General features: G+C 60.7%; 20 protein-coding genes. 9 read left to right on the top strand and 11 right to left on the bottom strand.

What is annotated here, in order from left to right; genetic code table 11:
- Positions 1-8: 8 nt before the first annotated feature.
- Positions 9-944 (bottom strand): drug/metabolite exporter YedA, encoded by a 936-nt coding sequence (gene yedA, locus ACIOWA_RS09865; protein WP_401159526.1) that lies wholly within the window; start codon positions 942-944, stop codon positions 9-11.
- A gap of 163 nt (positions 945-1,107) precedes the next feature.
- Here yedA and ACIOWA_RS09860 point away from each other — a divergent pair, with 163 nt between their 5' ends.
- The gene (locus ACIOWA_RS09860; RefSeq protein ID WP_401159523.1) at positions 1,108-1,566 is read left to right on the top strand and encodes an Lrp/AsnC family transcriptional regulator; all 459 of its coding nucleotides are present in this window, start codon (positions 1,108-1,110) and stop codon (positions 1,564-1,566) included.
- Between the two features lie 67 nt (positions 1,567-1,633).
- Here ACIOWA_RS09860 and ACIOWA_RS09855 read toward each other — a convergent pair whose 3' ends face one another.
- The 3 genes from ACIOWA_RS09855 to ACIOWA_RS09845 form a co-directional block, all read right to left on the bottom strand.
- On the bottom strand, positions 1,634-2,239 hold the full coding sequence (locus ACIOWA_RS09855; RefSeq protein ID WP_339464713.1) for a 3'-5' exonuclease: 606 nt from the start codon (positions 2,237-2,239) through the stop codon (positions 1,634-1,636).
- Between the two features lie 41 nt (positions 2,240-2,280).
- Positions 2,281-2,760: an NYN domain-containing protein gene (locus ACIOWA_RS09850; protein WP_003228475.1), complete on the bottom strand. Its 480-nt coding sequence runs from the start codon at positions 2,758-2,760 to the stop codon at positions 2,281-2,283.
- A 138-nt stretch (positions 2,761-2,898) separates the two neighbouring features.
- Positions 2,899-3,657, bottom strand: coding sequence for a DUF2076 domain-containing protein (locus tag ACIOWA_RS09845; RefSeq protein WP_401159587.1), 759 nt, complete (start codon positions 3,655-3,657; stop codon positions 2,899-2,901).
- Between the two features lie 179 nt (positions 3,658-3,836).
- Between ACIOWA_RS09845 and ACIOWA_RS09840 the strand changes: the two genes are divergently transcribed.
- Both ACIOWA_RS09840 and ACIOWA_RS09835 read left to right on the top strand, forming a co-directional pair.
- Complete coding sequence (locus tag ACIOWA_RS09840; protein WP_221730160.1) at positions 3,837-4,511, top strand: YciC family protein; 675 nt, start codon at positions 3,837-3,839, stop codon at positions 4,509-4,511.
- A gap of 75 nt (positions 4,512-4,586) precedes the next feature.
- On the top strand, positions 4,587-5,666 hold the full coding sequence (locus ACIOWA_RS09835) for an endonuclease/exonuclease/phosphatase family protein (RefSeq protein ID WP_339464714.1): 1,080 nt from the start codon (positions 4,587-4,589) through the stop codon (positions 5,664-5,666).
- A 19-nt stretch (positions 5,667-5,685) separates the two neighbouring features.
- Here ACIOWA_RS09835 and ACIOWA_RS09830 read toward each other — a convergent pair whose 3' ends face one another.
- Positions 5,686-6,141: a helix-turn-helix domain-containing protein gene (locus ACIOWA_RS09830; RefSeq protein ID WP_221730162.1), complete on the bottom strand. Its 456-nt coding sequence runs from the start codon at positions 6,139-6,141 to the stop codon at positions 5,686-5,688.
- A 154-nt stretch (positions 6,142-6,295) separates the two neighbouring features.
- Between ACIOWA_RS09830 and ACIOWA_RS09825 the strand changes: the two genes are divergently transcribed.
- Positions 6,296-7,573 carry an MFS transporter gene (locus tag ACIOWA_RS09825; RefSeq protein ID WP_401159520.1) on the top strand — a complete coding sequence of 426 codons (1,278 nt, stop codon included), beginning with the start codon at positions 6,296-6,298 and terminating at the stop codon, positions 7,571-7,573.
- A gap of 13 nt (positions 7,574-7,586) precedes the next feature.
- On the top strand, positions 7,587-8,483 hold the full coding sequence (locus ACIOWA_RS09820) for an EamA family transporter (protein ID WP_339431372.1): 897 nt from the start codon (positions 7,587-7,589) through the stop codon (positions 8,481-8,483).
- A 96-nt stretch (positions 8,484-8,579) separates the two neighbouring features.
- Here the strand turns inward: ACIOWA_RS09820 and hrpB are convergent, their stop codons facing one another.
- Positions 8,580-11,099, bottom strand: coding sequence for an ATP-dependent helicase HrpB (gene hrpB, locus ACIOWA_RS09815; protein WP_401159518.1), 2,520 nt, complete (start codon positions 11,097-11,099; stop codon positions 8,580-8,582).
- A gap of 109 nt (positions 11,100-11,208) precedes the next feature.
- Between hrpB and ACIOWA_RS09810 the strand changes: the two genes are divergently transcribed.
- Both ACIOWA_RS09810 and ACIOWA_RS09805 read left to right on the top strand, forming a co-directional pair.
- Positions 11,209-11,643, top strand: coding sequence for a polyribonucleotide nucleotidyltransferase (locus ACIOWA_RS09810; protein ID WP_339464716.1), 435 nt, complete (start codon positions 11,209-11,211; stop codon positions 11,641-11,643).
- Positions 11,644-11,657: 14 nt separating this feature from the next.
- Positions 11,658-12,566 (top strand): cation diffusion facilitator family transporter, encoded by a 909-nt coding sequence (locus tag ACIOWA_RS09805; protein ID WP_339431369.1) that lies wholly within the window; start codon positions 11,658-11,660, stop codon positions 12,564-12,566.
- Here the strand turns inward: ACIOWA_RS09805 and ACIOWA_RS09800 are convergent.
- Positions 12,560-13,564, bottom strand: coding sequence for a DUF6515 family protein (locus tag ACIOWA_RS09800; RefSeq protein WP_401159515.1), 1,005 nt, complete (start codon positions 13,562-13,564; stop codon positions 12,560-12,562). The genes ACIOWA_RS09805 and ACIOWA_RS09800 overlap by 7 nt on opposite strands.
- Before the next feature lie 449 nt (positions 13,565-14,013).
- Between ACIOWA_RS09800 and ACIOWA_RS09795 the strand changes: the two genes are divergently transcribed.
- Both ACIOWA_RS09795 and ACIOWA_RS09790 read left to right on the top strand, forming a co-directional pair.
- On the top strand, positions 14,014-14,493 hold the full coding sequence (locus ACIOWA_RS09795) for an Lrp/AsnC family transcriptional regulator (protein ID WP_007909658.1): 480 nt from the start codon (positions 14,014-14,016) through the stop codon (positions 14,491-14,493).
- A 190-nt stretch (positions 14,494-14,683) separates the two neighbouring features.
- Positions 14,684-14,893 carry a DUF2788 domain-containing protein gene (locus tag ACIOWA_RS09790; RefSeq protein ID WP_003185724.1) on the top strand — a complete coding sequence of 70 codons (210 nt, stop codon included), beginning with the start codon at positions 14,684-14,686 and terminating at the stop codon, positions 14,891-14,893.
- Here ACIOWA_RS09790 and ACIOWA_RS09785 read toward each other — a convergent pair.
- The 4 genes from ACIOWA_RS09785 to ACIOWA_RS09770 form a co-directional block, all read right to left on the bottom strand.
- Positions 14,888-15,454 (bottom strand): pseudouridine synthase, encoded by a 567-nt coding sequence (locus ACIOWA_RS09785; protein WP_221730278.1) that lies wholly within the window; start codon positions 15,452-15,454, stop codon positions 14,888-14,890. The genes ACIOWA_RS09790 and ACIOWA_RS09785 overlap by 6 nt on opposite strands.
- A gap of 141 nt (positions 15,455-15,595) precedes the next feature.
- Positions 15,596-17,095 carry an AMP nucleosidase gene (gene amn / locus ACIOWA_RS09780; protein WP_339431367.1) on the bottom strand — a complete coding sequence of 500 codons (1,500 nt, stop codon included), beginning with the start codon at positions 17,093-17,095 and terminating at the stop codon, positions 15,596-15,598.
- Positions 17,096-17,188: 93 nt separating this feature from the next.
- Positions 17,189-18,838, bottom strand: a complete 1,650-nt coding sequence (locus ACIOWA_RS09775; RefSeq protein ID WP_401159513.1) for an acyl-CoA dehydrogenase family protein — start codon at positions 18,836-18,838, stop codon at positions 17,189-17,191.
- Positions 18,839-18,936: 98 nt separating this feature from the next.
- Complete coding sequence (locus ACIOWA_RS09770; protein WP_401159510.1) at positions 18,937-21,291, bottom strand: 7TM diverse intracellular signaling domain-containing protein; 2,355 nt, start codon at positions 21,289-21,291, stop codon at positions 18,937-18,939.
- Positions 21,292-21,343: the final 52 nt, after the last annotated feature.

The following is a 21,343-nucleotide window of genomic DNA, read 5'->3' as shown; positions in this document are numbered from 1 at the left end:
AGTTTACCCTAATTCGTACGGTTTTCTGTTGGCAGGGTTGTCGGCGCCACGACTGGCGGCGGAGGCGCCCGACGCCACTGGGGTAGCCCAATCAGCACCACCGCGCTGATGATCACCAGCATCGCCAGTGCTTCTTCAATGCCAATGGTCTCGCCGACGAAGACAATCCCCAGCAACACCGCCACCGCCGGATTGACGTAGGCATAACTGGTGGCCGCCGCCGGACGCACGTGCTTGAGCAGGTACATGTACGAGTTGAAGGCAATGATCGAGCCGAAGAAGATCAGATACGCCAGCGCCAACCAGCCTTCCAATGGCGGCACGGCTTGCAAGTGCTCACCGCTCAGCGCACTGCCGATCAACAACACGACGCCGCCAACGAGCATTTCCACGGCACTGGCCATCGCGCCTGGCGGCAGGGGCAAGTGTCGGCTCCAGACCGAACCGAACGCCCACGACGCCGCAGCAAAAATCAGCAACATCGCCCCCAGCGGACTCGATTGAAGGTTGGAGCCCATGTTGAGCATGGCGATGCCGATAATCCCCAACACCACACCGGCCCATTCGAGACGGGTATTACGCGCCCCCCAGAAATAACCGCAGAGCAACGTGAACAACGGCACCGTCGCCACCGCCAACGCCGCAACGCCTGAAGCCACGCCGGTGTGTTCGGCCACACTCACGGCGCCGTTACCAAGACTCAACAGCAAAATCCCGATGATCCCCGCCGCTTTCCACTGCGCCCAGGTCGGTGCCGGCGCCCCGCGCCAACGCAGGAAGGCGTACATCAGCGTGCCTGCAATCACGAAGCGCACCCCGCCAAGCATCAGCGGCGGCCAGTATTCAACACCAATGCGGATCACCAGATAGGTCGACCCCCAAATCACATACAGCGCAAAAAACGCGGCGATCAGCGGCAAGGGAAAACGGCGCAGGGCAGGCATGGACGGCTCGAAAGTCAGAGGCGAGGGATGGATTATTCTAGAAAGGCCAACGGGCAAAAATAAGTTACAAAACCTGTTTATCAGGCCAGTACACTTTGGAAATCACGGAGATCGACGGGATAAACCGCGATTTCGAAAGTCTGGCATTTACAGGAGTTCGGCCTTGGACAAATACGACCGCATGCTGCTCAGCGCCCTACTCGAAAACGGTCGTGCGTCCTACGCCGACCTGGCGCGCAAAGTAAATCTGTCAGCGCCCGCCGTGGCCGAGCGCGTGGCCAAACTGGAAGCATCCGGGGTGATCACCGGGTATGAGGCAAAAATCAACCTGTCGAAAATCGGTTTGCCGATCCAGTGCGTGATCGAACTGCGCCTGCACCAGAACGGCAGCCAGAAGGTGTACGACGAACTGGCCACAATCTCGCAACTGACTGAGTGCTTTCGAGTGACGGGCGATCCGTGCGTGATCATGAAAGGGGCGGTGGGCTCAATGCTGGAGCTTGAGGCGTTGATCAATCGGGTGGCGAAATTCGGGTTCAGCAAGACGTCGATTGTGTTGTCGAGTGCGATAGAGAAGCGGGTGCCGCTCGGCCACATCGAAGGCAACGGCAAACAGACCTGACGCCCGCAGAGATCCAATCTGGGAGCGGGCTTGCTCGCTCCCACAGGGTTATCTGTTGACCTGAACATCAGCGATAGCGCTGGAGATGCTCGCTCACTTTCGCCGCTGGCACTTTCTGCAGCTTGCACAGCAGATCATGCGATAGCTCGCGTACGCCGTGCTTGTCTCGCAACTCCCCCGTCAGATGCGCCATCAAGTTCGCCGCCATCTCCGCATCCGCCATCGCCCGGTGAGCCTGACCGGTGTGCGGCAGGCGGGCGAATGTGGTGAGGGTGCCAAGTTTGTGATTCGGCGCGGCCGGCATCAGTCGGCGGGCGAGTAACAGCGAACAGGCAAAGTTCTGCAACCGCGTGCGCTTGATCCGCCCCAGCTCAAAATCCCAGAACTTCTGGTCGAAGGATGCGTTGTGGGCGACCAGTGGCGTGCAGCCGACAAACTCGTTGACCTCTTCCATCACCCGCTCGGCCGAGGGCGCGGTGCGCAGCATGGCGTTGCTGATGCCGGTCAGTTGTTCGATGAAGGCCGGGACGCGTACGCCGGCGTTCATCAGGCTTTGGTAGCGCTCGACGATGCGGCCGTTCTCCAGCATGACCACGGCGATTTCCGTGGCGCGGCAGTTGCTGTTCGGCGAGAGGCCGGTGGTTTCAAAGTCGATGACTGCAATGCGTTCCAAACCTTGTTGTACTCCGTCCAGATCAATTCTTCAGTAGCCGCTCAATTCTTCAGAAGCAGCGCGCCCTCGATCGGCACGTAACGGCTGGCGGCGCGGATCAGCGAGTTGGCGGTCAGGCCCGGGACACCGTAGGCCACCGCTTGCACGCCGTGCTTGTTGATGATGCGTTCGAGCAGCATGTCGAAATCGCCGTCACCGGAGGCCAGAACGATTTCGTCGACGTGGTCGGCGGCGTCCATGATGTCCAGGGTGATGCCCACGTCCCAGTCGCCCTTGGCCGAGCCGTCGCTGCGCTGGATGTAGGGCTTGAGCTTTACGGTGAAGCCGAGGTTGCGCAGGATCTGCTGGAACTGCTGCTGTTTGCTGTCGCCACGGTCGATGGCGTAGGCGTAGGCCTCGACGATCTGCCCATCCTTGCTGATGTCCGCCCACAGCGCCGCATAGTTGAAGTGGCAACCATAAGCCTGACGCACGGTGTAGTAGAGGTTCTGCACATCGGCGAACACTGCGATTTTTTTCACCGGAGTTCCTGTGGGCGCGCAAGCGCACGAAGCGGGATCAGGCGCTGGGCCCGAAAAAGGCGCTCAGTATGCCAGCCAACAGGAACGTTCCGCGAATAATCGCCCCGGAGCCCTCACAGGCTCCGGACGAATGGTGAATCAGACGAAGGAATCGTCGTCATCGAAGAACGATGAACTGTCATCGCTGTAGTCGGTGTCGTTAAATCCGCCCTGATCATTGCCGTAGGAATCGTTACCGGCCATGCGCTGATCGTCACCCCAGCCGTTGTTGCTCTGGTCGGCGACTTGAGCCGGCTCTTCCTTGATCACCTCAACAATCTCTTGCGGCTGCTGATTGTGGTGGAACAGGCTGCTGATTCCCTGCGCCAGCATCACACCACCGGCTACACCGGCCGCGGTTTTCAAGGCGCCGCCGAGAAAGCTGCTGCCGGCCGCCGGTGCGGCTTGTTGCTCATAATTGGGCGGTGGCGCAGCAAAACCCTGTTGCGCAGGTGGAGCACCAACGTTCTGCTGTGGTGCAGGCTCGCGCCAGCCACCCGTGGACGCCGGAGCAGCACTCGGGGTCGGTGCCGGACGCGGGCTGCCACCAAAGATGCTCGACAGGAAACCGCCGCCACTGCTCGGCGCCGGCGCTGCACTCTGCGCTTTGGCCGCTTGCAGTTCGGCCTGCAACTGCTGGACTTGCCGGGTCAGTTGCTTGTTCTGCTCATCCAGGCTTTTGAGCGCCGCCTCTTGAACCAGAATCGCCTGGGTCATGAAATAACCTGCCGCCGGCTGGCGCGTCAGGTGTTCCTTGATCCGCGTCTCGGCCTGGGCGTCGCGCGGGGCTGCCTCCGTTTCGGCCTGTTGCAGCCGGGAAAACAGTCCATCGATCAGGGTTTGCTCTTCGCTGTTCATGGCGACCTCGTAGATTGCCGGGGATAACATGGCCCTCGCCCACTTTTGGACAAGGTGCTCGTCCGTAATGGAGGCTGCGACAAAACCTTTCAATGACCTTTACCGAATGTTTACGTTTGTGTGGGCTGGCGCATCATCGGTTAAAGTGAGCCACTGTTTTCGACCTGCGATACCGACTGATGAATGCCTTCGAAGTGCTGCGCGACTCTCTGTTCTTTTTCAAACGCCATTTGGCCAGCATCGTGCAGTTGTGCCTGCCGCTGGTGATCGTCGAAGCGCTGCTGCAACAAGTGGTGGATCACGCCAGCGACCCGGACAGTTTCTCATCCGTCAGTGTGATCGTCGGCTTGCTGGTCTATCCGTTGTACACCGCCGCATTAATCCTGTTTCTCGACGCACGCACCCGTGGAGAAGCCCCGCGCACCCTTGATCTGCTGGCGATGTCTGCGCGGTTGTGGCCGCGTTTCGCCCTGCTCACCGCGCTCAACACGTTGCTGATTCTGCTGGGCCTTTCGCTGTATTTCCTGCCGGGCCTGATTTTGATGGTGATGCTGGCGTTCGGCGAATACCTGTTGGTGCTGCGCGGCCTTAATCCATTGCACGCCATGAAGGAAAGCTTGCGGCTGAGCCGCGGGCATTTCTGGCGAATTCTGCTGTGCATTCTGTGTGTGATGACGCCTTTGTGGTTGCTCAAGGGGGCGACGCTGGCGGTATACCCCGAGCCGCAGAACCCGATAGTGTCGGTGCTGATCGACAGCGGCCACAGCTTCCTGCAACTGTTCACCAGCGTGGTGCTGTTCCGCCTGTTCATGCTGATCAGCCAACTTCCTGAAAAACGTGACGGCGCGGTCTGACCGCTCCGCAATTGGGCTTCGAGACCGCCGTCAGGTATGCTCGGGGCCACTTTCTGTAACGCTATAAGCCGAGCCATGACCCGTCTACTGCGCTACACCCTGTTGCTCGCTCTGCTCGCCGTCATCTTGATCGGCGGACTGATTTTCGGCCTGACCTGGCGCCCCGACGCCCGCGAAACCCTGCCGGTCAGTTGCACCGGCACACCGCCCATGCTGGTGCCCGGGCAAGCGCTGAAAGTCATGACCTGGAACGTGCAGTATCTGGCCGGCAAGCGTTATGTGTTCTGGAATGACCTGGCCCAGGGTAACGATGAAGCGCCGACGCTGGAGGACATGGCCTTCAGCCTCGATGAAGTGGCGCGGGTAATCCGCGACGAACAACCCGATCTGGTGCTGTTGCAGGAACTCGATGACGGCGCCAAGGCCAGCGACTATCAGGATCAACTCAAGTTGTTGCAGGAGCGGGTCGCCGATCTGTACCCGTGCAGCGCCAGCGCTTTTGACTGGAAAGCCGATTTTGTCCCTGAGCCCCATATCTATGGCAGCGTTGGCCGGCAACTGGCGACGCTGAGCCGCTATCGCATCGAACATGCCGAACGCCTGCAATTACCGGTGGCCCCAAGCAATTTCATCAGCCGCCAGTTCCAGCCCAAAGACGCCCTGCTCGCGACCAAACTGCCGCTCAGCGATGGCGGGCAACTGACCGTATTCAATACCCATCTGGAACGCGCCCACCGACCGGACGACACGTTGCATGCGCAAGTGACGGCCGTGGCCAAGGTGCTCGACAAGTATGAAAGTCAGGGCCTGCCGTGGCTGATCGGTGGCGACTTCAACCTGTTGCCGCTGGGCCAATATCGTCGTTTACCCGCCGAGCAGCGCACGCCCTACTCCGCCGACAGCGAGCTGCATCTGCTGTGGGACAAGTACCCGATGATCCCGACCAACAGCGAAGCCAGCGGCATCGACCGCGCACAGTGGCTGACCCACTACCCCAACGACCCCGGCCTCAACGGCCCGGATCGCACGGTCGACTATCTGTTCTACAGCCCGAAGATCAAACGGGTGGAAGCGATGGTGCGTCAGGACGACACGCTGCGCATTTCCGATCATTTGCCGGTGATTGCGCGGTTCCTGCTGCCGGCTGCGCCTTAAAAACGCAGCATGGCCACAATCAGCTGCGGCGCTTGACCACACGCCGATGGCAATCCGCCGGGCCCAGCAACTCGCCAGCTTTGGAGCGCACCGTAATGGTCTCGACCGGCTCCGAGTGCTCGTTGTCCAGCAACACCGAATAACTCTCGCCCTTGCTGAACAGGAAGTCCTCGCCCCACTGGCGCATGCTGATCACGATGGGGAACACCGAACGTCCCATCTCGGTCAGCACGTACTCTTTGTAAGCGGTGCCATCGGATGCCGGCTGCACCTCAAACACGCCCAGTTCGACCAACCTCTTGAGCTTCGCCGAGAGGATATTTTTAGCTAGGCCCAGACGTTTCTGGAATTCACTGAAGCGACGCACGTCATCGAAAGCGTCGCGGATGATCATCAACACCCAACGATCGCCAATAGCCTCAAGCGTGCGGGCCACCGGGCATTCGCTTTGTGCCAGTAGCAACTGTCTGGCCATGAGCCTCCAATTTTTGCGAGATCGTGCGCGTTAGAACAGTTCTAACGGCAGAAGAAAATATTGCGTGAAAAACCAGTTGCAGATTAAAACCCGTTTCGATAAAAATCAACGCATCGGTTTTGTTTTGAAACCTGTTATTCCCAAGGATGGAATGATGACGTTGAACCTCCTAAGGCCCTCGAAAAGCGACGTGAACGCCGAAAAGACAGCCGACGCCGTTACTGCTCCAGCCCCTGATGGACGCACAACTGCCCGTGGTTTAAGTCGTCAACAGACGTTTCTCTTCGCGATTACCTGCGCCATGGCAGTGGCCAATGTCTACTTCGCACAACCGCTGCTGGAGTCGATGGGCGCCAGCCTGTCAGTGTCGCCCGACACTATTGGTGTAGTGGTCACGGCGACTCAGGCCGGTTATGCAGTGGGCCTGTTGTTCATCGTCCCGTTGGGCGATCTGCTCAATCGCAAGCGGCTGATTCTGACGCAGATGCTGCTGTCGGCCGTGTCGTTGTGTGCGGTTGGGCTGGCGCAGAGTTGGGGCATGTTACTCGGCGCAATGGTGCTGGTCGGCCTGATGGCAGTGGTCGTGCAGGTGGTGGTCGCCTACGTGGCCACACTCGCCAGCCCCGAGCAACGTGGTGAAGCGATTGGCACGGTGACCAGTGGCGTAGTGTTGGGCATTCTGCTGGCGCGCTTTGTGTCTGGCGCGGTGGCCGATCTGGCCGGATGGAGAGGCGTCTACTTCGTCTCGGCAGCCTTGATGATCGGCATGGCGCTGGTGCTGTACCGCACGCTGCCGACATCGACCACGCCACCGGCCAAAGACAGTTACGTGCAGTTGTTGCGCTCAGTGTTCCAGCTGTATCTCACCGAACGGACGCTACGCGTCAGGGGCACCTTTGCCCTGCTGATATTCGCTGCATTCAGCGTGCTGTGGACCGCCATGGTATTGCCGCTAAGCGCACCACCACTGTCACTGTCGCACACCCAGACAGGCTTGTTCGGTCTGGCCGGGGTAGCGGGCGCGCTGGCCGCCGCAAGGGCCGGGCGACTGGCCGATCAGGGCCTGGGCAATCGCACGACAGGGATTGCGCTGGTGCTATTGACCCTGTCCTGGCTGCCCACCGCGTTTGTTGAAAGCTCATTGCTGGCGATGGTCGTAGGTGTGGTACTGCTCGACTTTGCCGTGCAAGCGGTGCATGTGACCAACCAAAGCCTGATCTTCGCCGCGCGGCCCGACGCGCAAAGCCGACTGGTGGGTGCCTACATGTGCTTCTACTCCGTGGGCAGCGGCATCGGCGCTATTACGGCCACCTACACTTACGCCCATTTTGGCTGGGGCGCGGTTTGCCTGCTGGGCGCGGCCTTCAGTGGGATAGCGCTGTTGTACTGGTTATCTCTGGAGCTGACCTCCCGTAATTGTCTGACTACCTGAAGGCGTACCTGTAATGAAACCACTGCACGTCGTATTGGCTGTACTGATCACCGCAATCTGGGGGGTCAACTTCTCGGTCATCAAGCTGGGATTGGCGACCGTAGATCCTTTTATTCTGGCGGGTATCCGCTTCAGCCTTTGTGCATTACCGGCGATCTTTTTCATCCGCAAACCGAATGTGCCATGGCGCTACATCATCGGTTACGGACTGGTGTTCGGCATCGGCTTGTGGGGCATCGTCAACCTGGGTATCAAGGCCGGGCTTTCGGCGGGCATCGCTTCGCTGGTGCTGCAATTGAGCGCGTTTTTCACGATTCTGTTGGGCGGCTGGGTGTTCAAGGAAGCGCTGACCCGATTTCAGGTACTGGGCATGCTGATCGCACTTGGCGGATTGTTGTGCATCATCATGATCAGCGATGGCTCGGTCAGTCTGCCCGGCGTGCTGCTGGTGCTGGTGGGCGCGGTGTCATGGAGTGTCGCCAACATCATCAACAAGAAGGCCAGCACCCTGGAAGTCTTCGGGTTTCTGGTCTGGTCCAGCGCCTTTGCACCGATCCCGTTGTTCGCTCTCGATTACACGGTGAACGGCAGCGCCGGCTTCACCTCGTTCGTCAATCAGGTCGATACGACCGCCGTGCTGTCGATCCTGTTTCAGGTCTACCCGAACACACTGTTCGCCTACTGGATCTGGAACTCGCTGCTCAAGACCTACCCGGTTTCGACCGTCGCGCCACTGTCGTTGCTGGTGCCGATTTTCGGCATGCTCGGTTCGGTGCTGATCTTCCACGAGAGCGTGCCAGCGAGCAAGGTGCTGACGGTGATGCTGATCGTGGTCGGCCTGGCCGTTGGCCTCTATGGGCAGCGTATTTTCAATGCGATGCTTGCGCGCCCTGCGCGCACTTCAATATGAATCGCCAGGGAGTAAGTATGGGGCCGGGGAGACGTGAATTCGTCAAGGGCCGCTGTTAGCCCCTGATTCGGCGCCTTGCATTGGCACAGCCCCGGATCAGGTCCCCCGGGGCTTCGCCCGTGCCGTGGCTTCAGCCACCAACGGATCATCCGGCCAATAATGCTTGGGATACCGACCCTTCAAATCCTTCTTGACCTCGGCATACGTGCTGCGCCAGAAGTTGGCCAGATCCTGCGTCACCTGCACCGGTCGTCGTGCCGGGGACAGCAGGTGCAACTTGACCACCTGCCGCCCGCCGGCAATCCTTGGCGTCTCGGCCAAGCCGAACAGCTCCTGCAAACGCACCGCCAGAATTGGCGGATGCTCGCTGTAATCCAGACGAATCGATGACCCTGAAGGCACGCTGATGTGATGCGGCGCCTGCTCATCCAGCCGTTGCGGCAGCGGCCATGGCAGTAGATTGCGGACGATGCTGGACAGATCGAGGTTGGCAAAATGACTGAGCCGCGAGACCTTGCCCAGATACGGCATCAGCCAGTCTTCAAGAGTTTTCAACAGCGTCGCGTCGCTGACATCCGGCCATTGGCTTTCGTCCTGAGTGTTCAGATCAAGTTGCCGTAACAACGCAACACGTGCCTGCCACTGGCGCAGCTCCGGTGTCCACGGCAGCAGTTCCAGCCCCTTGCGTCGCACCAGATTGACCAGCGCCTGACTGCGGGCGGCTTCATCGAGACCGGTTAGCGGTTCGCGGCTGAGGATCAACTCGCCGACCTTGCGCTGACGCTCGGCGCGCAGCACGCCTTCGCGCTCGTCCCAGTCGAGTTGATCGACGTTGCGCACTTGCTCGGCGAGCACTGAGTCGAACAGCGCCGGATCGAAATCCGCCGCCAGATAAATCCGTTCTTCACGCTGGCCCTGGCGACTGCCGAGATCGGCAATAACGATCCACGGCTCCTTCATCAGGCTGTCAGCCTCGGCGAACAGCGCGGCGCGGCCGTTGGCCAAGCGGTACTCGGCGCCACCGGCACGTCGTTGCTGGGCGACGCGATCCGGGTAGGCCAAGGCCAGCAGTGCGCCAAGCCAGCGTGGGTGATCAGGGTCGCTGACCGGCTCGCTCGCCTTGCCGCGCAAATAACCGCGATACTGCCGCGCCAGTTGCCGGGCGCGTTGTACACCGCCCTGAGCGCCACGAGCCGCACGTTCTTCGCCGGACAGCAGCACCAGGCGGCTGTGCAGATCCGCCCCGGCACCGCGCAAGATATCGCGCTCGCCAAGCAACGCGGCGACATCGCAGGCCATGTTTGCCAAGCCCAACGCTTGCCCACGCAGCAACAAATGGCCGATACGCGGATGCGCCGGCAACTCGGCCATGGCCTGACCGTGCGAAGTCAGAGCCTGCCCTTCCAAAGCGCCGAGTCGCTGTAGCAGATCCTGCGCCTGTGCATAAGCCGCCGCCGGTGGCACGTCGAGCCAGACCAGTTCGCCCGGCGTAACGCCCCAGCGCCCCAGTTGCAGCGCCAGGCTGGCCAGATCCGCTGAGAGAATTTCCGCGCTGCCGTAAGCCGCCAGTTGTTCGTGCTGATCCTGCGACCACAACCGATAACAAACACCCGACTCCAAGCGTCCCGCCCGACCCGCACGCTGTGTGGCGCTGGCCTTGGAGATGCGCTGAGTGTCGAGCCGCGTCATGCCGCTGCCCGGATCGAAACGCGGCACCCGCGCCAACCCGGCGTCGATCACCACGCGCACGCCGTTGATGGTCAGACTGGTCTCGGCGATGTTGGTCGCCAGCACCACTTTGCGCTGCCCGGCCGGCGCCGGATCGATGGCGGCGCGTTGGGCATTGAGGTCAAGTTCGCCGTGCAGCGGGCAGAGCAAGACGTCTTGGCGCTCGCCAATGGCATCGCTCAATTGCTGATGCACACGGCGAATTTCCGCCTGCCCCGGGAGGAACACCAACAGGCTGCCGGTTTCATCGTTAAGGGCTTCGAGCACGGTCTGCGTCACGCGCTGATCGATGTATTCGCCGGGCTGAAACGGCCGCCCCCAGCGCATCGTCACTGGATACATGCGCCCTTCACTGCGCAGGATCGGTGCGTCGTCGAGCAACCCGGCCAGACGCTCGCCTTCCAGCGTGGCCGACATCAGCAAAATTTTCAGCGGCTGTTCAGCTCGAAACAGCTCACGACCGTTCAAACTCAGGGCCAGCGCCAGATCGGCGTCGAGGCTGCGCTCGTGGAATTCATCGAAAATCAGCAGACCCACGCCTTCCAGCGCCGGGTCGTCCTGCAAGCGGCGAGTGAGAATGCCTTCGGTGACCACTTCAATGCGTGTGTTGGGGCCGACCTTGCTGTCGAGGCGGATGCGATAACCGACGGTTTCACCGACCTTCTCGCCCAGTTCGCTGGCCAATCGCTCAGCAGCGGCGCGCGCGGCCAAGCGGCGCGGCTCAAGCATCAGAATGGTTTGCCCGCTCAGCCACGCTTCGTTGAGCAAGGCCAACGGCACGCGGGTGGTTTTACCGGCGCCGGGCGGCGCTTCGAGCACCGCTTCGTGGCGTGTCGCCAACGCGTCACGCAATGCGGGTAAAACTTCGTCGATCGGCAAAGAAATCATGCTGGCTCCCAAACAGAGGCGCGAGTATAACGGCGAACTGCCGGGCGTTTGTCAGGGTCTTAACTTCACTCGACGACGCTTCGTTTACAAATGACTCAGGAGATATCCCATGCGTTTACCTTTTCGCCTGATCGGCGGTGTACTGGTCGCCACCCTGCTCACTCAAATCACCGCGTGCGGTTCGATTTTCTACCCCGATCGTCGCGGCCAGATCGACGGCAAGATCGATCCGGCGATTGCCGTGCTCGACGCCGTGGGCCTGCTGTTCTACGTCATTCCCGGGCTGATCGCGTTTGCCGTCGACTTCGCCACCGGGGCGATCTATTTCGAACCAGGCCACACCGCGCAAATCGACCCGGCCAAGCTCAAGCAAGCCATCGGCCCGGACGGTCAGGTCGATAACCACAAGTTGCAGGCTATTCTCCAAAGCGAGCTGGGCAGTGCTGCCGTTGAAATAAACAAGGCTCTGGATGACCCACGCCTGATCCAGCACAAAGGCAGCACGCAACAACTGGCGATGTTTGGCCTGCAACCTGCCGCATAAGGAATAACTGCACCATGACATCCAGCCCCGAACACGCCCGCCTGCTGCGCCTGGCAACCCGCGCCTCGGTAGCAGTGGCTTGTACGCTGATCATCGCCAAAGCCATCGCCTGGTGGCTGAGCGGCTCGGTGAGCATGCTCGCTGGCCTCACCGACTCGGCACTCGATGGCATTGCTTCGTTGATTAATTTGCTGGCGGTGCATTACGCATTACGCCCGGCGGATGACGACCACCGTTACGGCCACGGCAAGGCCGAATCACTGGCCGGCATGGCCCAGGCATTGTTCATCGGTGGCAGTGCGGTGTTGATTGCCTTCCAGGCCTATGAGCGAATCAAGCAACCAGAACCGCTTGGGGCGCCGTGGATCAGCATTGGCGTGATCATTTTCTCCCTGGTGCTGACGGTCGCCTTGCTGATGTTGCAGCATCGGGTGATCAAGCAGACCGGCTCCAACGCCGTGCGCGCCGACTCGTTGCATTACCGCTCCGATCTGTTGCTCAACGGCAGCATCCTGCTCGCGCTGGTGCTGGCCGGTTTGGGATTCTCTCAACTCGACGCGTGGTTTGGCCTCGGGATTGCGGCTTACATCTTGTGGAGCGCGATCCAGATCGGCCGGGAAAGTTTTTCGGTGTTGATGGACGAAGAACTGCCGACAGATGTCAGCCAGCACATGCTCGACCTGGCCTGCAGCGTGCCGGGGGTGTTGGGCGCGCATGACTTGCGCACGCGGATTTCCGGCCACCACTGGTTCGTGCAGCTGCACCTGGAATTGCCGGGGGAATTGACCCTGTCAGTCGCTCACAGCATCAGCGATCAAGCGGCGGATGCGATTCACAAAGCCTACCCAAGGACCGAAGTGCTGGTGCACGCCGACCCGCAGGAAGTGGTCAAGACTGAACGGGTGCAAACCCGGATTCAGTAAGACACCTGGTAACCGCGACTGCTCAGGCAGTTGCCCTGCGCCTGACGGTAAGCCTGCACCACCTCGGGCGCCGGTTGATACGTCGCGGTGCGCGGATCGAAACCGCTTTGCTGCACCGCGTACTGATAGCACTGATAGCCATCCTGCTGGACCTGTTCCGGCGACTGACCGTTAGCCGGATACGCCTCGACGTCATAACCTTGCGATTGTGGCTGCGGCGGCTGAACCGGCGGCTCGACCACCACGTAATCCTGCGTCGCTTCCTGATAGGCGTAGTAAGAACCGGCGGCGAGGAACAGCAGCGCGCCGCCGATCCATACTTCACGGGCGTAATCCGGCAAATACTGGATGCGGATCCCGCGCGGCGGTTGCACGACGATGTAGCGTGGGCCCTGCGGGCGATACCAGTAGCCGCCGGAATAAAAGTAATCCTGGCCTCGATACGGCACGCGATAGTCGCGATCCGGGAAGCGGTCGATCACATGCCCCGGCCGGTACTGCGGGCCTGGGCCCCAACCATTGCCATGCCCTTGCGGACGCCCCGGCCAGCGATTGTCGTTGGGCCGGTTGCCGTTCTGCCAATGCGGGTTGTTGTAGCCGTTTTGCGGACGCTCGTCGCGGTAGTAGCCCTGGCGCGGCTCCTGAGTCTGGCGCACGGTGTCGGGACGTGGCTGGATCGGCAGACTGTTGCCTGGCGGTGGTGAAGGCTGATGAACCGGATTCGGCTGATTTGGCGCACGATTGTGTGTCTGCCACTGACCCTCGTCGTGCGGCTGGCCGTTGTGTTCGAACTGGCGACTGTTGTCGCCACGAATGATCTCGTTGTTCTGCGCACGCGGCTGATTGTTGCCGCCATGCCCCCGATTATTGCCCTGATGATCCGGCCCGCGGCCACCACCATTGGGGGCGCGGCTTTCCGGGTCATCGGCCAGCACTTGCGCACTGACACTCACACACAGCAAACCAACACCGGCCAGACGCCAGATGCGCGACTTCATGCTATTCCTCACTGCGGGTTCAGGGCGTGTAACTAAGACCGGGAATGTACACACCGGGTTCTGCAACAGGTTATCAGTCACGAAACTTATTTATTGAGTCGCGTGTGGGCGAAGGCAAAAAATCGCAGGCAAGAAAAAAGGGAGACCCGTCGGCCTCCCTTCTAGAGAACTTCGTCCTGGCTCGACGCTTTTGACGTCGGCTCACCTCACGCCGTCTTCTGGACAGTGTGCAGCTCGGGGGCCGGCACAACCCCGGTGGGGGTGGCGGCCGCGGCGGGCCTGATAGGCGGGCCGCTGTGGACTGTGTTACCGAGCAGTGATTCTGGTGATAAGAATAGGCCTGAGCCGGCGACAGAGGATTGCGAATATTGCTCAAATAAACATCACTTGCGCAATTTTTAACCCTGGATAGATAATCCACCGCAATAGTTATGACAAAGGCCTGATTCATGAGCAAACTCGACCGTTACGACCTGAGCATTTTGGCGGAACTGCAGCGCGACGCCCGCATCTCCAACCAGGAACTGGCCGAACGTATCGGTTTGTCACCGTCGCCCTGCTCGCGCCGGGTCAAACAACTGGAAGACGACGGCTATATCTCACGTCAGGTCGCCCTGCTGGACCGCAAGATGCTCGGCCTGAGTCTGACCGCGTATGTACTGATCGGCATGGACCGGCACACGCCGGAGCGTTTCGAGAACTTCGAAGCGGCAATTCGCACATTGCCGCAGGTGCTGGAGTGCAGTCTGGTGACGGGCGTGGATGCCGACTATCAGTTGAAGGTGGTGGTGCCGGACATGGATCACTATCAGAAACTGCTGCTGGGGCACCTGACGCGGATTGAAGGGGTGACCAGTGTGCGCTCCAGCTTTGTGCTGAACCAGGTGCTCAATAGCACTGAACTGCCGCTGACTCATTTGCGTAGTTGAGATCGCCTTCGCGAGCAAGCCCGCGCCCACATTCTGGAGTGCATTCCCCTGTGAGAGCGGGCTTGCTCGCGAAGAGGCCGGAACAGGTCATCAACGACTGCGGCACACCGACGCAGGTCAATGCGGCTTCAGCCACCCTCGGCGTATAATCGCCAAGCCCTTTCAGCCGCGCCCACGCCGGAGATACCCAATGGATCCAGCCGTATTCGAAGAATGGATGATGACGGGCCTCGTCAGCATCCTGATCATTTTCATGGGTTTCATCGTCTGGGATCTGGCGAAGAAGTCCAAGGCCGGACGTTTCGGCTCGTTCATTCTGTTCTTCGTGCTCGGCCTGGGCGTGGCCGCGTTCGTCATCAAGAGCGTAGTAATTGGCCTGATCGAATCCGGCGCTCTATAACCGCGCCGGCACTTCCTTCCACTGGCCTTGATCGAGCCCTTCGATCGTCCAGTCGCCAATTCTGACCCGCACCAGTCGCAACGTCGGCAGTCCTACCGCCGCGGTCATGCGCCGAACCTGACGGTTGCGCCCTTCACGAATCACCAACTCCAGCCAACTCGTGGGCACGCTTTTGCGAAAGCGTACGGGCGGGTTGCGTGGCCACAACGCGGGTTCGTCCAGTTGCCGCGCCTCGGCAGGCAAGGTCGGGCCGTCGTTGAGTTCGACCCCATCGCGCAGGCGCTGCAATTGCTCAGCACTTGGCTCACCCTCGACTTGCACCCAATAGGTCTTGGCCAGTTTGTGCTTGGGGTCGGCGATCCGCGCCTGCAACTGGCCGTCATTGGTCAGCAGCAGCAAGCCTTCGCTGTCACGATCCAGGCGCCCGGCCGGATAGATGCCAGGCACATCGATGAAATCCTTGAGTGTCGCCCGCCCTCCTTCATCGCTGAACTGCGTCAGCACATCGAAGGGTTTGTTGAACAGGATCAGCTTCGGCTCGGCCGGCGGCGCCTTGGCAATACGGCGCGGGGAGGAAGACTGAGGCTTCGCGCCAGGGCGGCGGGAAGGTGGACGCGGGGGACGGGACATGGCGAAAAGAACATCTAACGGTCAGGGCTGCTAATGCTAGTGCCCTGACCGCCAAATGACCACGACAAACCGTTAACGGAACGGCGGTTCGTCGAAGCTGCGCAGTTTGCGCGAGTGCAGCGAGTTGAGTTCGGTGCGCAGCAGATCCACCGCTTCGATGCCGATTTTCAAGTGCTGGCTGACCGCACGCTCGTAGAACGCATTGGCCGAGCCCGGCAGTTTGATCTCGCTGTGCAGCGGTTTGTCCGACACGCACAACAACGTGCCGTACGGCACCCGCAGGCGATAACCCTGCGCTGCGATGGTGCCGCTTTCCATGTCCACCGCCACGGCGCGGGACAGATTGATCAACGGACGCTCCTGCGCCCAGCGCAACTCCCAGTTACGGTCGTCGTAAGTCAGCACGGTGCCGGTGCGCAGGCGCTTTTTCAGCTCTTCACCTTTCTCACCGGTGATATTGGCTGCCGCTTGCTGAAGCGCGAGCTGTACTTCGGCCAGCGCCGGGATCGGAATGTTCGGCGGCACCACCCGGTCGAGAATCCCGTCGCGACGCATGTAAGCGTGGGCCAACACGTAGTCGCCGATGGTTTGCGACTGACGCAGCCCTCCGCAGTGACCGATCATCAGCCAGCAATGCGGACGCAACACGGCCAAGTGGTCAGTGATGTTCTTGGCATTGGACGGACCGACGCCGATATTCACCAGCGTCACACCATGACCATCACTGGCGATCAGGTGATAGGCCGGCATCTGATAACGGTGCCAGACCACACCCGCGGCAATCGCCGACGCTTCGCCGTGATCCATGCTCTTGTCGATGATCACGTTGCCCGGCAGCACCATGCGCACGAAACGCGGATCGCTGCGCAACTGCTCCAGACCATGGACGATGAACTGGTCGACGTAGCGGTGATAGTTGGTCAGCAGAATCCACGGCTGCACATGGCGCCAGTCGCTGCCGGTGTAGTGCACCAAACGACGCAGCGAAAAGTCGACGCGCGCCGCATCAAACAACGCCAGCGGCAGGGGGTCGGTGTTTTCCCAATCGTAGAGACCGTCGGCGATGCCATCGGTGGCGGCCGACAGGTCGGTGCTGGGGAACACCCGCGCCAGCACTGCCGCCGTCACGCCGGAACCGGCGAGTTCATCGCCCTGTTCGACCACGTACGGATACGGAATATTTTGCTGACTGACGCCGACTTCCACGGTCACGGTGAAATCGTGCATCAACGGCGTCAGTTGTTCGAGCAGGTATTTGCGAAACGCCGCCGGGTGGGTGACGGTCACGCTGTAGGTGCCCGGCAGCTGTACTTTGGCGTAAGCGCGGGTGGTCTGCGGGACTTCGCCATGGCAGTGGTAGGTCAGACGCAGTTCGGGATAACGAAAAAGAGCACGCTGCTCGGCGTCGGGCTCGACGCGATCCTTGAGGTAACGCTTGAGCGCCGAATTCAGCGCAGTAGTGGCCCGCTCATGCAGCTGGGCCAGACGATCCACGGCTTGTTCAGCGGTTTGAACAACAATAAACGCTTCGGTCACGATCAGCTTCCTGTGTTCTGACTTGCAGAGCTTCATCTTGCCTGCATCGTGGCGCGACGGGAACAGTGGCGTTGTGGCTGTACCTCAATCTTTCAAACAAAGAAGATCCCCTGTGGGATTTGTAGTGTCTCAGAAACCTTGCGGGGTCGAGCGGGCGACAATGGCTTCGACATCGAGGCCTCGCGGTAGCGCGCCGTAGACCCTGCCATTGCCACCCAACCGACTGGCAATAAACGCATCGCTCACCGCCGCATTCCCCGCCTCCAGCAACAGCTTGGCCTGAAGCCCCAGCGCAATGTCCTCGGTCAACTGCCGCGCCCGATACTGAATATCGCCGGTGTCCTTGAACTGCGCCTGCAACCGCTGAATATGCGCAGCCAGGCGTTTGTCACCATGGCCGTCACCCAATTCATGGAACAACACATCCAGCACGCCCGGCTCTTTCGACAAGGCGCGCAGCACGTCGAGGCACTGCACGTTGCCCGAGCCTTCCCACGTCGAGTTGACCGGCGCCTCGCGGTACAGGCGCGGCAGGATGCTGTCTTCGACATACCCCGCGCCGCCCATGCACTCGGCCGCCTCGTTGATCATTGCCGGGGCGCGTTTGCAGATCCAGTATTTGCCCACCGCCGTCACCAGCCGGGCGAATTGCGCTTCGTGGCGATCGTCCAGATGATCCAGCGCACGGCCCATGCGCAGGCTCAAGGCCAATGCGGCTTCACTTTCAAGGGCCAGATCGGCCAGCACGTTCTGCATCAACGGTTGCTCGCTGAGCAGTTTGCCGCCGACCTTACGGTGCGCGCAGTGATGGCTGGCCTGAGTCAGGGCATGACGCATCAAGGCGCTGGAGCCGACCATGCAATCAAAGCGCGTCATCGCCACCATTTCGATGATGGTCGGCACACCACGCCCTTCTTCGCCGACCATCCACGCCAACGCGCCGCGAAATTCCACTTCGCTGGAGGCATTGGACTGATTGCCGAGTTTGTTTTTCAGGCGCTGGATATAGAACTGATTGCGCGTGTCGTCCGGGCGATGGCGTGGCAGCAGGAAACAGCTCAAGCCCTTGTCGGTCTGCGCCAGCGTGAGAAACGCATCGCACATCGGCGCCGAGCAGAACCACTTGTGCCCGACCAGTTCATACGCCTGCCCCGGCCCACTGGCGCCGACCGGATAAGCCTTGGTGGTGTTGGCCCGCACATCGGTGCCGCCCTGTTTTTCAGTCATGGCCATGCCGAGGGTGACACCGGCCTTGTGCGCCATGCCGACATTGCGCGGATCGTATTGGGTGGCAAGGACTTTCGGCAGCCATTGCTCGGCCAGGTTGGGTTGCAAGCGCAGGGCCGGCACACTGGCGAAGGTCATGGTCAACGGGCACCCGCTGCCGGCCTCGGCCTGGCTGTGCAGATAACTCATCGAGGCGCGGGCGACATGGGCACCGTCCTGTGGATGAGTCCACGGCGACGAAGTCAGGCCATGCTCGATCGCGGTACGCATCAGTTCGTGATAAGCGGGATGGAATTCCACCAGATCGATGCGATGACCGTAGCGGTCATGGCTGGCGAACACCGGTTTGTTCTGATTGGCGAGGAACCCGGCTTCCATCAGCGGGCCGCCGGCCAGTTCACCGTAGGCATCGATCCGCGACTCGGCCCAACCGGCACCGAACCGCCGCGACCACTCCTGCAATGGCAGGTCGATGCGGTAGAGGTTGGTGCCGTCCAGCGACGGTGGCTGATTGGTGACTTCGTGGGTTTCGGCGAACTGATGCAGGTTCATGACGGGGCTCCTTGGGATCAGCCAGAGACACCAGTTAAGCACCGGCCCATCGTCGAACAAAGTGTCATAGCCGCCGAACTGGCGGCGCTTTTACCCTGTCAGCAGCACAATACCCATCGCTCCAGCGCCGACTGCAGATCTTCGAATTTCACCGGTTTGTTGAGGTAATCAATCGACGCGTCCGTGGCACAAGGCTCTCGATCAGCGCTCAACGCCAACATGAATACCGGCAGATGGGCACAGCCAGGCAAAGCGTGAATCTGGCAGCATAGCGAAACACCTTCGTGGCTGGGCAGTTGGCAATCGATCAGCACCGCGTCGAAGGTTTCACGCTGCAACAAGTCCAGCGCCACTGCAACGTTGTCGGCGGTACGCACGCGAAAACCGAGCTTGAGCAACATGCCGCGCATCACCAGTTGATTGACGCTGTTGTCATCCACCAACATCACCGTGCAGTCCTGCGGTGCGCGGATGCAATCGCGCAAAGGCGTGGGGGCAAGGGCAGGCTCGACCACCGGCATCTCGAATTCGACATCCAACTGGAAGCGACTGCCACTTCCGGGTTCAGAACGGTGGGTGAGCGTGCCGCCGAGCAACTCGACCAATTGCCGACAGATCGCCAGACCCACGCCCAATCCGCCATATTCGCGGGTCATCGAACCGTCGAGCTGGAAGAAACGCTGATACAGCGTCGCCTCGCCCAGATCGGTGAAGCCGATGCCGGTGTCGATCACCGCAAACGACAGCGACAGACGATTGTCCGTCGACGGCTTGCCGGTCACGCGCAGCGCCAGCCCGCCAACGCGGGTGAACTTGAGGGCGTTGTCCAGCAGGCATTCCAGGCATTGGGCCAGTTTCGCGCTGTCACCGTGCAGGCGGTCCGGCAGAGTCGGCAGAACATCGACCTTGAAGTCCAGCGACTTGCTCGCGGCATTACCGTCGAACTGCACACGCAATGCTTCAACCACACCGCGCAGGCTGAAACTGCCAGGGGTGGCCTTGAGCTTGCCAGCCTGCAATTCGGTGAGGGTAAGGATGCCATTGACCATGCGCATCATGTCCCGGGCAGAACCGGCGGCGGTCTGCTGGTATTGCTCAAGCTCGGGGTCAAGGTCGACGGTCTGCATCAGTTCCAGCGAGCCGATCACACCGTTCATCGGCGTGCGCAGTTCATGGGTCAGGGTCGCAAGGAATTCATCCTTGAGCTTGTTGCTGTGGGCCAGTTGCTGGTTGAGCACTTCAAGTTTCTGACCGGCGTCGTACAGCGTTTGCGCCTGCTGCTCGCGCATGGCGTTGATGCGATCCGCCAGTGCCAGCGACAACAGCGCCACTTCGATGGCTGAGCCGATCTGGCTGGCGTACATGGTCAGGAATACGTTCGGCAGCAAGCCCAGCACCATCAGCGTATTGATGACGCCGCCCAGCAGGAACGCCGACCAGGCAATGATGAAGTACCGCGCCACGCGCAAGCCGCGCCACCAGGCGAGAATCCCCGCCGCGAAAATCACCACGGTAAAGGTCAACGCCAGGGTCGTCGCCAGCCGCAGGGCCAGGGCGTAACTGGTCATCAGCGACAACCCGACCACCAATGCACCGAACGCGATCAGGGCGATCAGCAGGCGATCAAGCCAACGACTGTGGTTTTTGGTCTGCAAGAAGCTGCGGGCGAACTGGCTGCCGAACAGGCCGGCGCAACCGATAAAGAAGGGGGTGGAAGCGTTGGCCCACCACGGATTGTTCGGCCAGAAATACTCGACGGCGGCGCCGTTCACCGACAGTTGATAAAGACCGAACGAGGCAATGTAGAAGATGTAATAGAGGTAACTGGTGTCGCGCACACTGAGGTAGATGAACAGGTTGTAGACCAGCATCCCCAGCAACACACCATAAATGACGCCCAGCACATACAGGCGCACTGGCTGGTCTTCAAGGTACGCGGTGCTCGACCATAATGTCACGGGTGCCTGGATCGAGCCTTCGCTGGCCAGGCGCAGGAACACGGTTTGTTGCTGATCGGGTTTGAAGGCGAGGTCAAACAGATAACTGTTCTGACGAATCTCGCGACTGGCAAACGGCAGCGCATCGCCGGTCTGACGCACCAGGCGGTAGTCGCCCTTGGCATCGGGCAGATACAGGTCGAGATGGTCGAGTGGCGGATAAGCCAGTTCCAGCAACCAGGTGCGTTGTGCGGTCGGATTATTCGGACGGTAATGCAGGTCGATTTTCAGCCAGAACGCCGAACGCGAGTACCCGGCGTTGAGCGTGGCTTTGTCGTTGGGTTTGAAATGGCCGGCAGCAGCCTGCGCGCGGACATCGGCAATGCTCGCCTGACCGCCCGGATCTTCGAACACTTGCAGTGACTGGCCCAGAGGGAGGCTCTGGGTAAACTCGTCGAATTCGACGGCGCTCGCCATGAGGGGCAAGCAGAACAGCAACATCAGCAAATAGCGCATTGAAGCCCCAGCGTGGCTCGTCCGGTTGTGTCAGGAAGCCCCCCCATTCCCT

Origin of the sequence: Pseudomonas sp. NPDC087614 (genome assembly GCF_044743485.1) — a bacterium.
GTDB classification, from domain to species: Bacteria; Pseudomonadota; Gammaproteobacteria; order Pseudomonadales; family Pseudomonadaceae; genus Aquipseudomonas; species Aquipseudomonas baetica_A.
The sequence above is the reverse complement of the archived record's forward strand: the minus strand, read 5'-3'. Positions and strand labels throughout refer to the sequence as shown.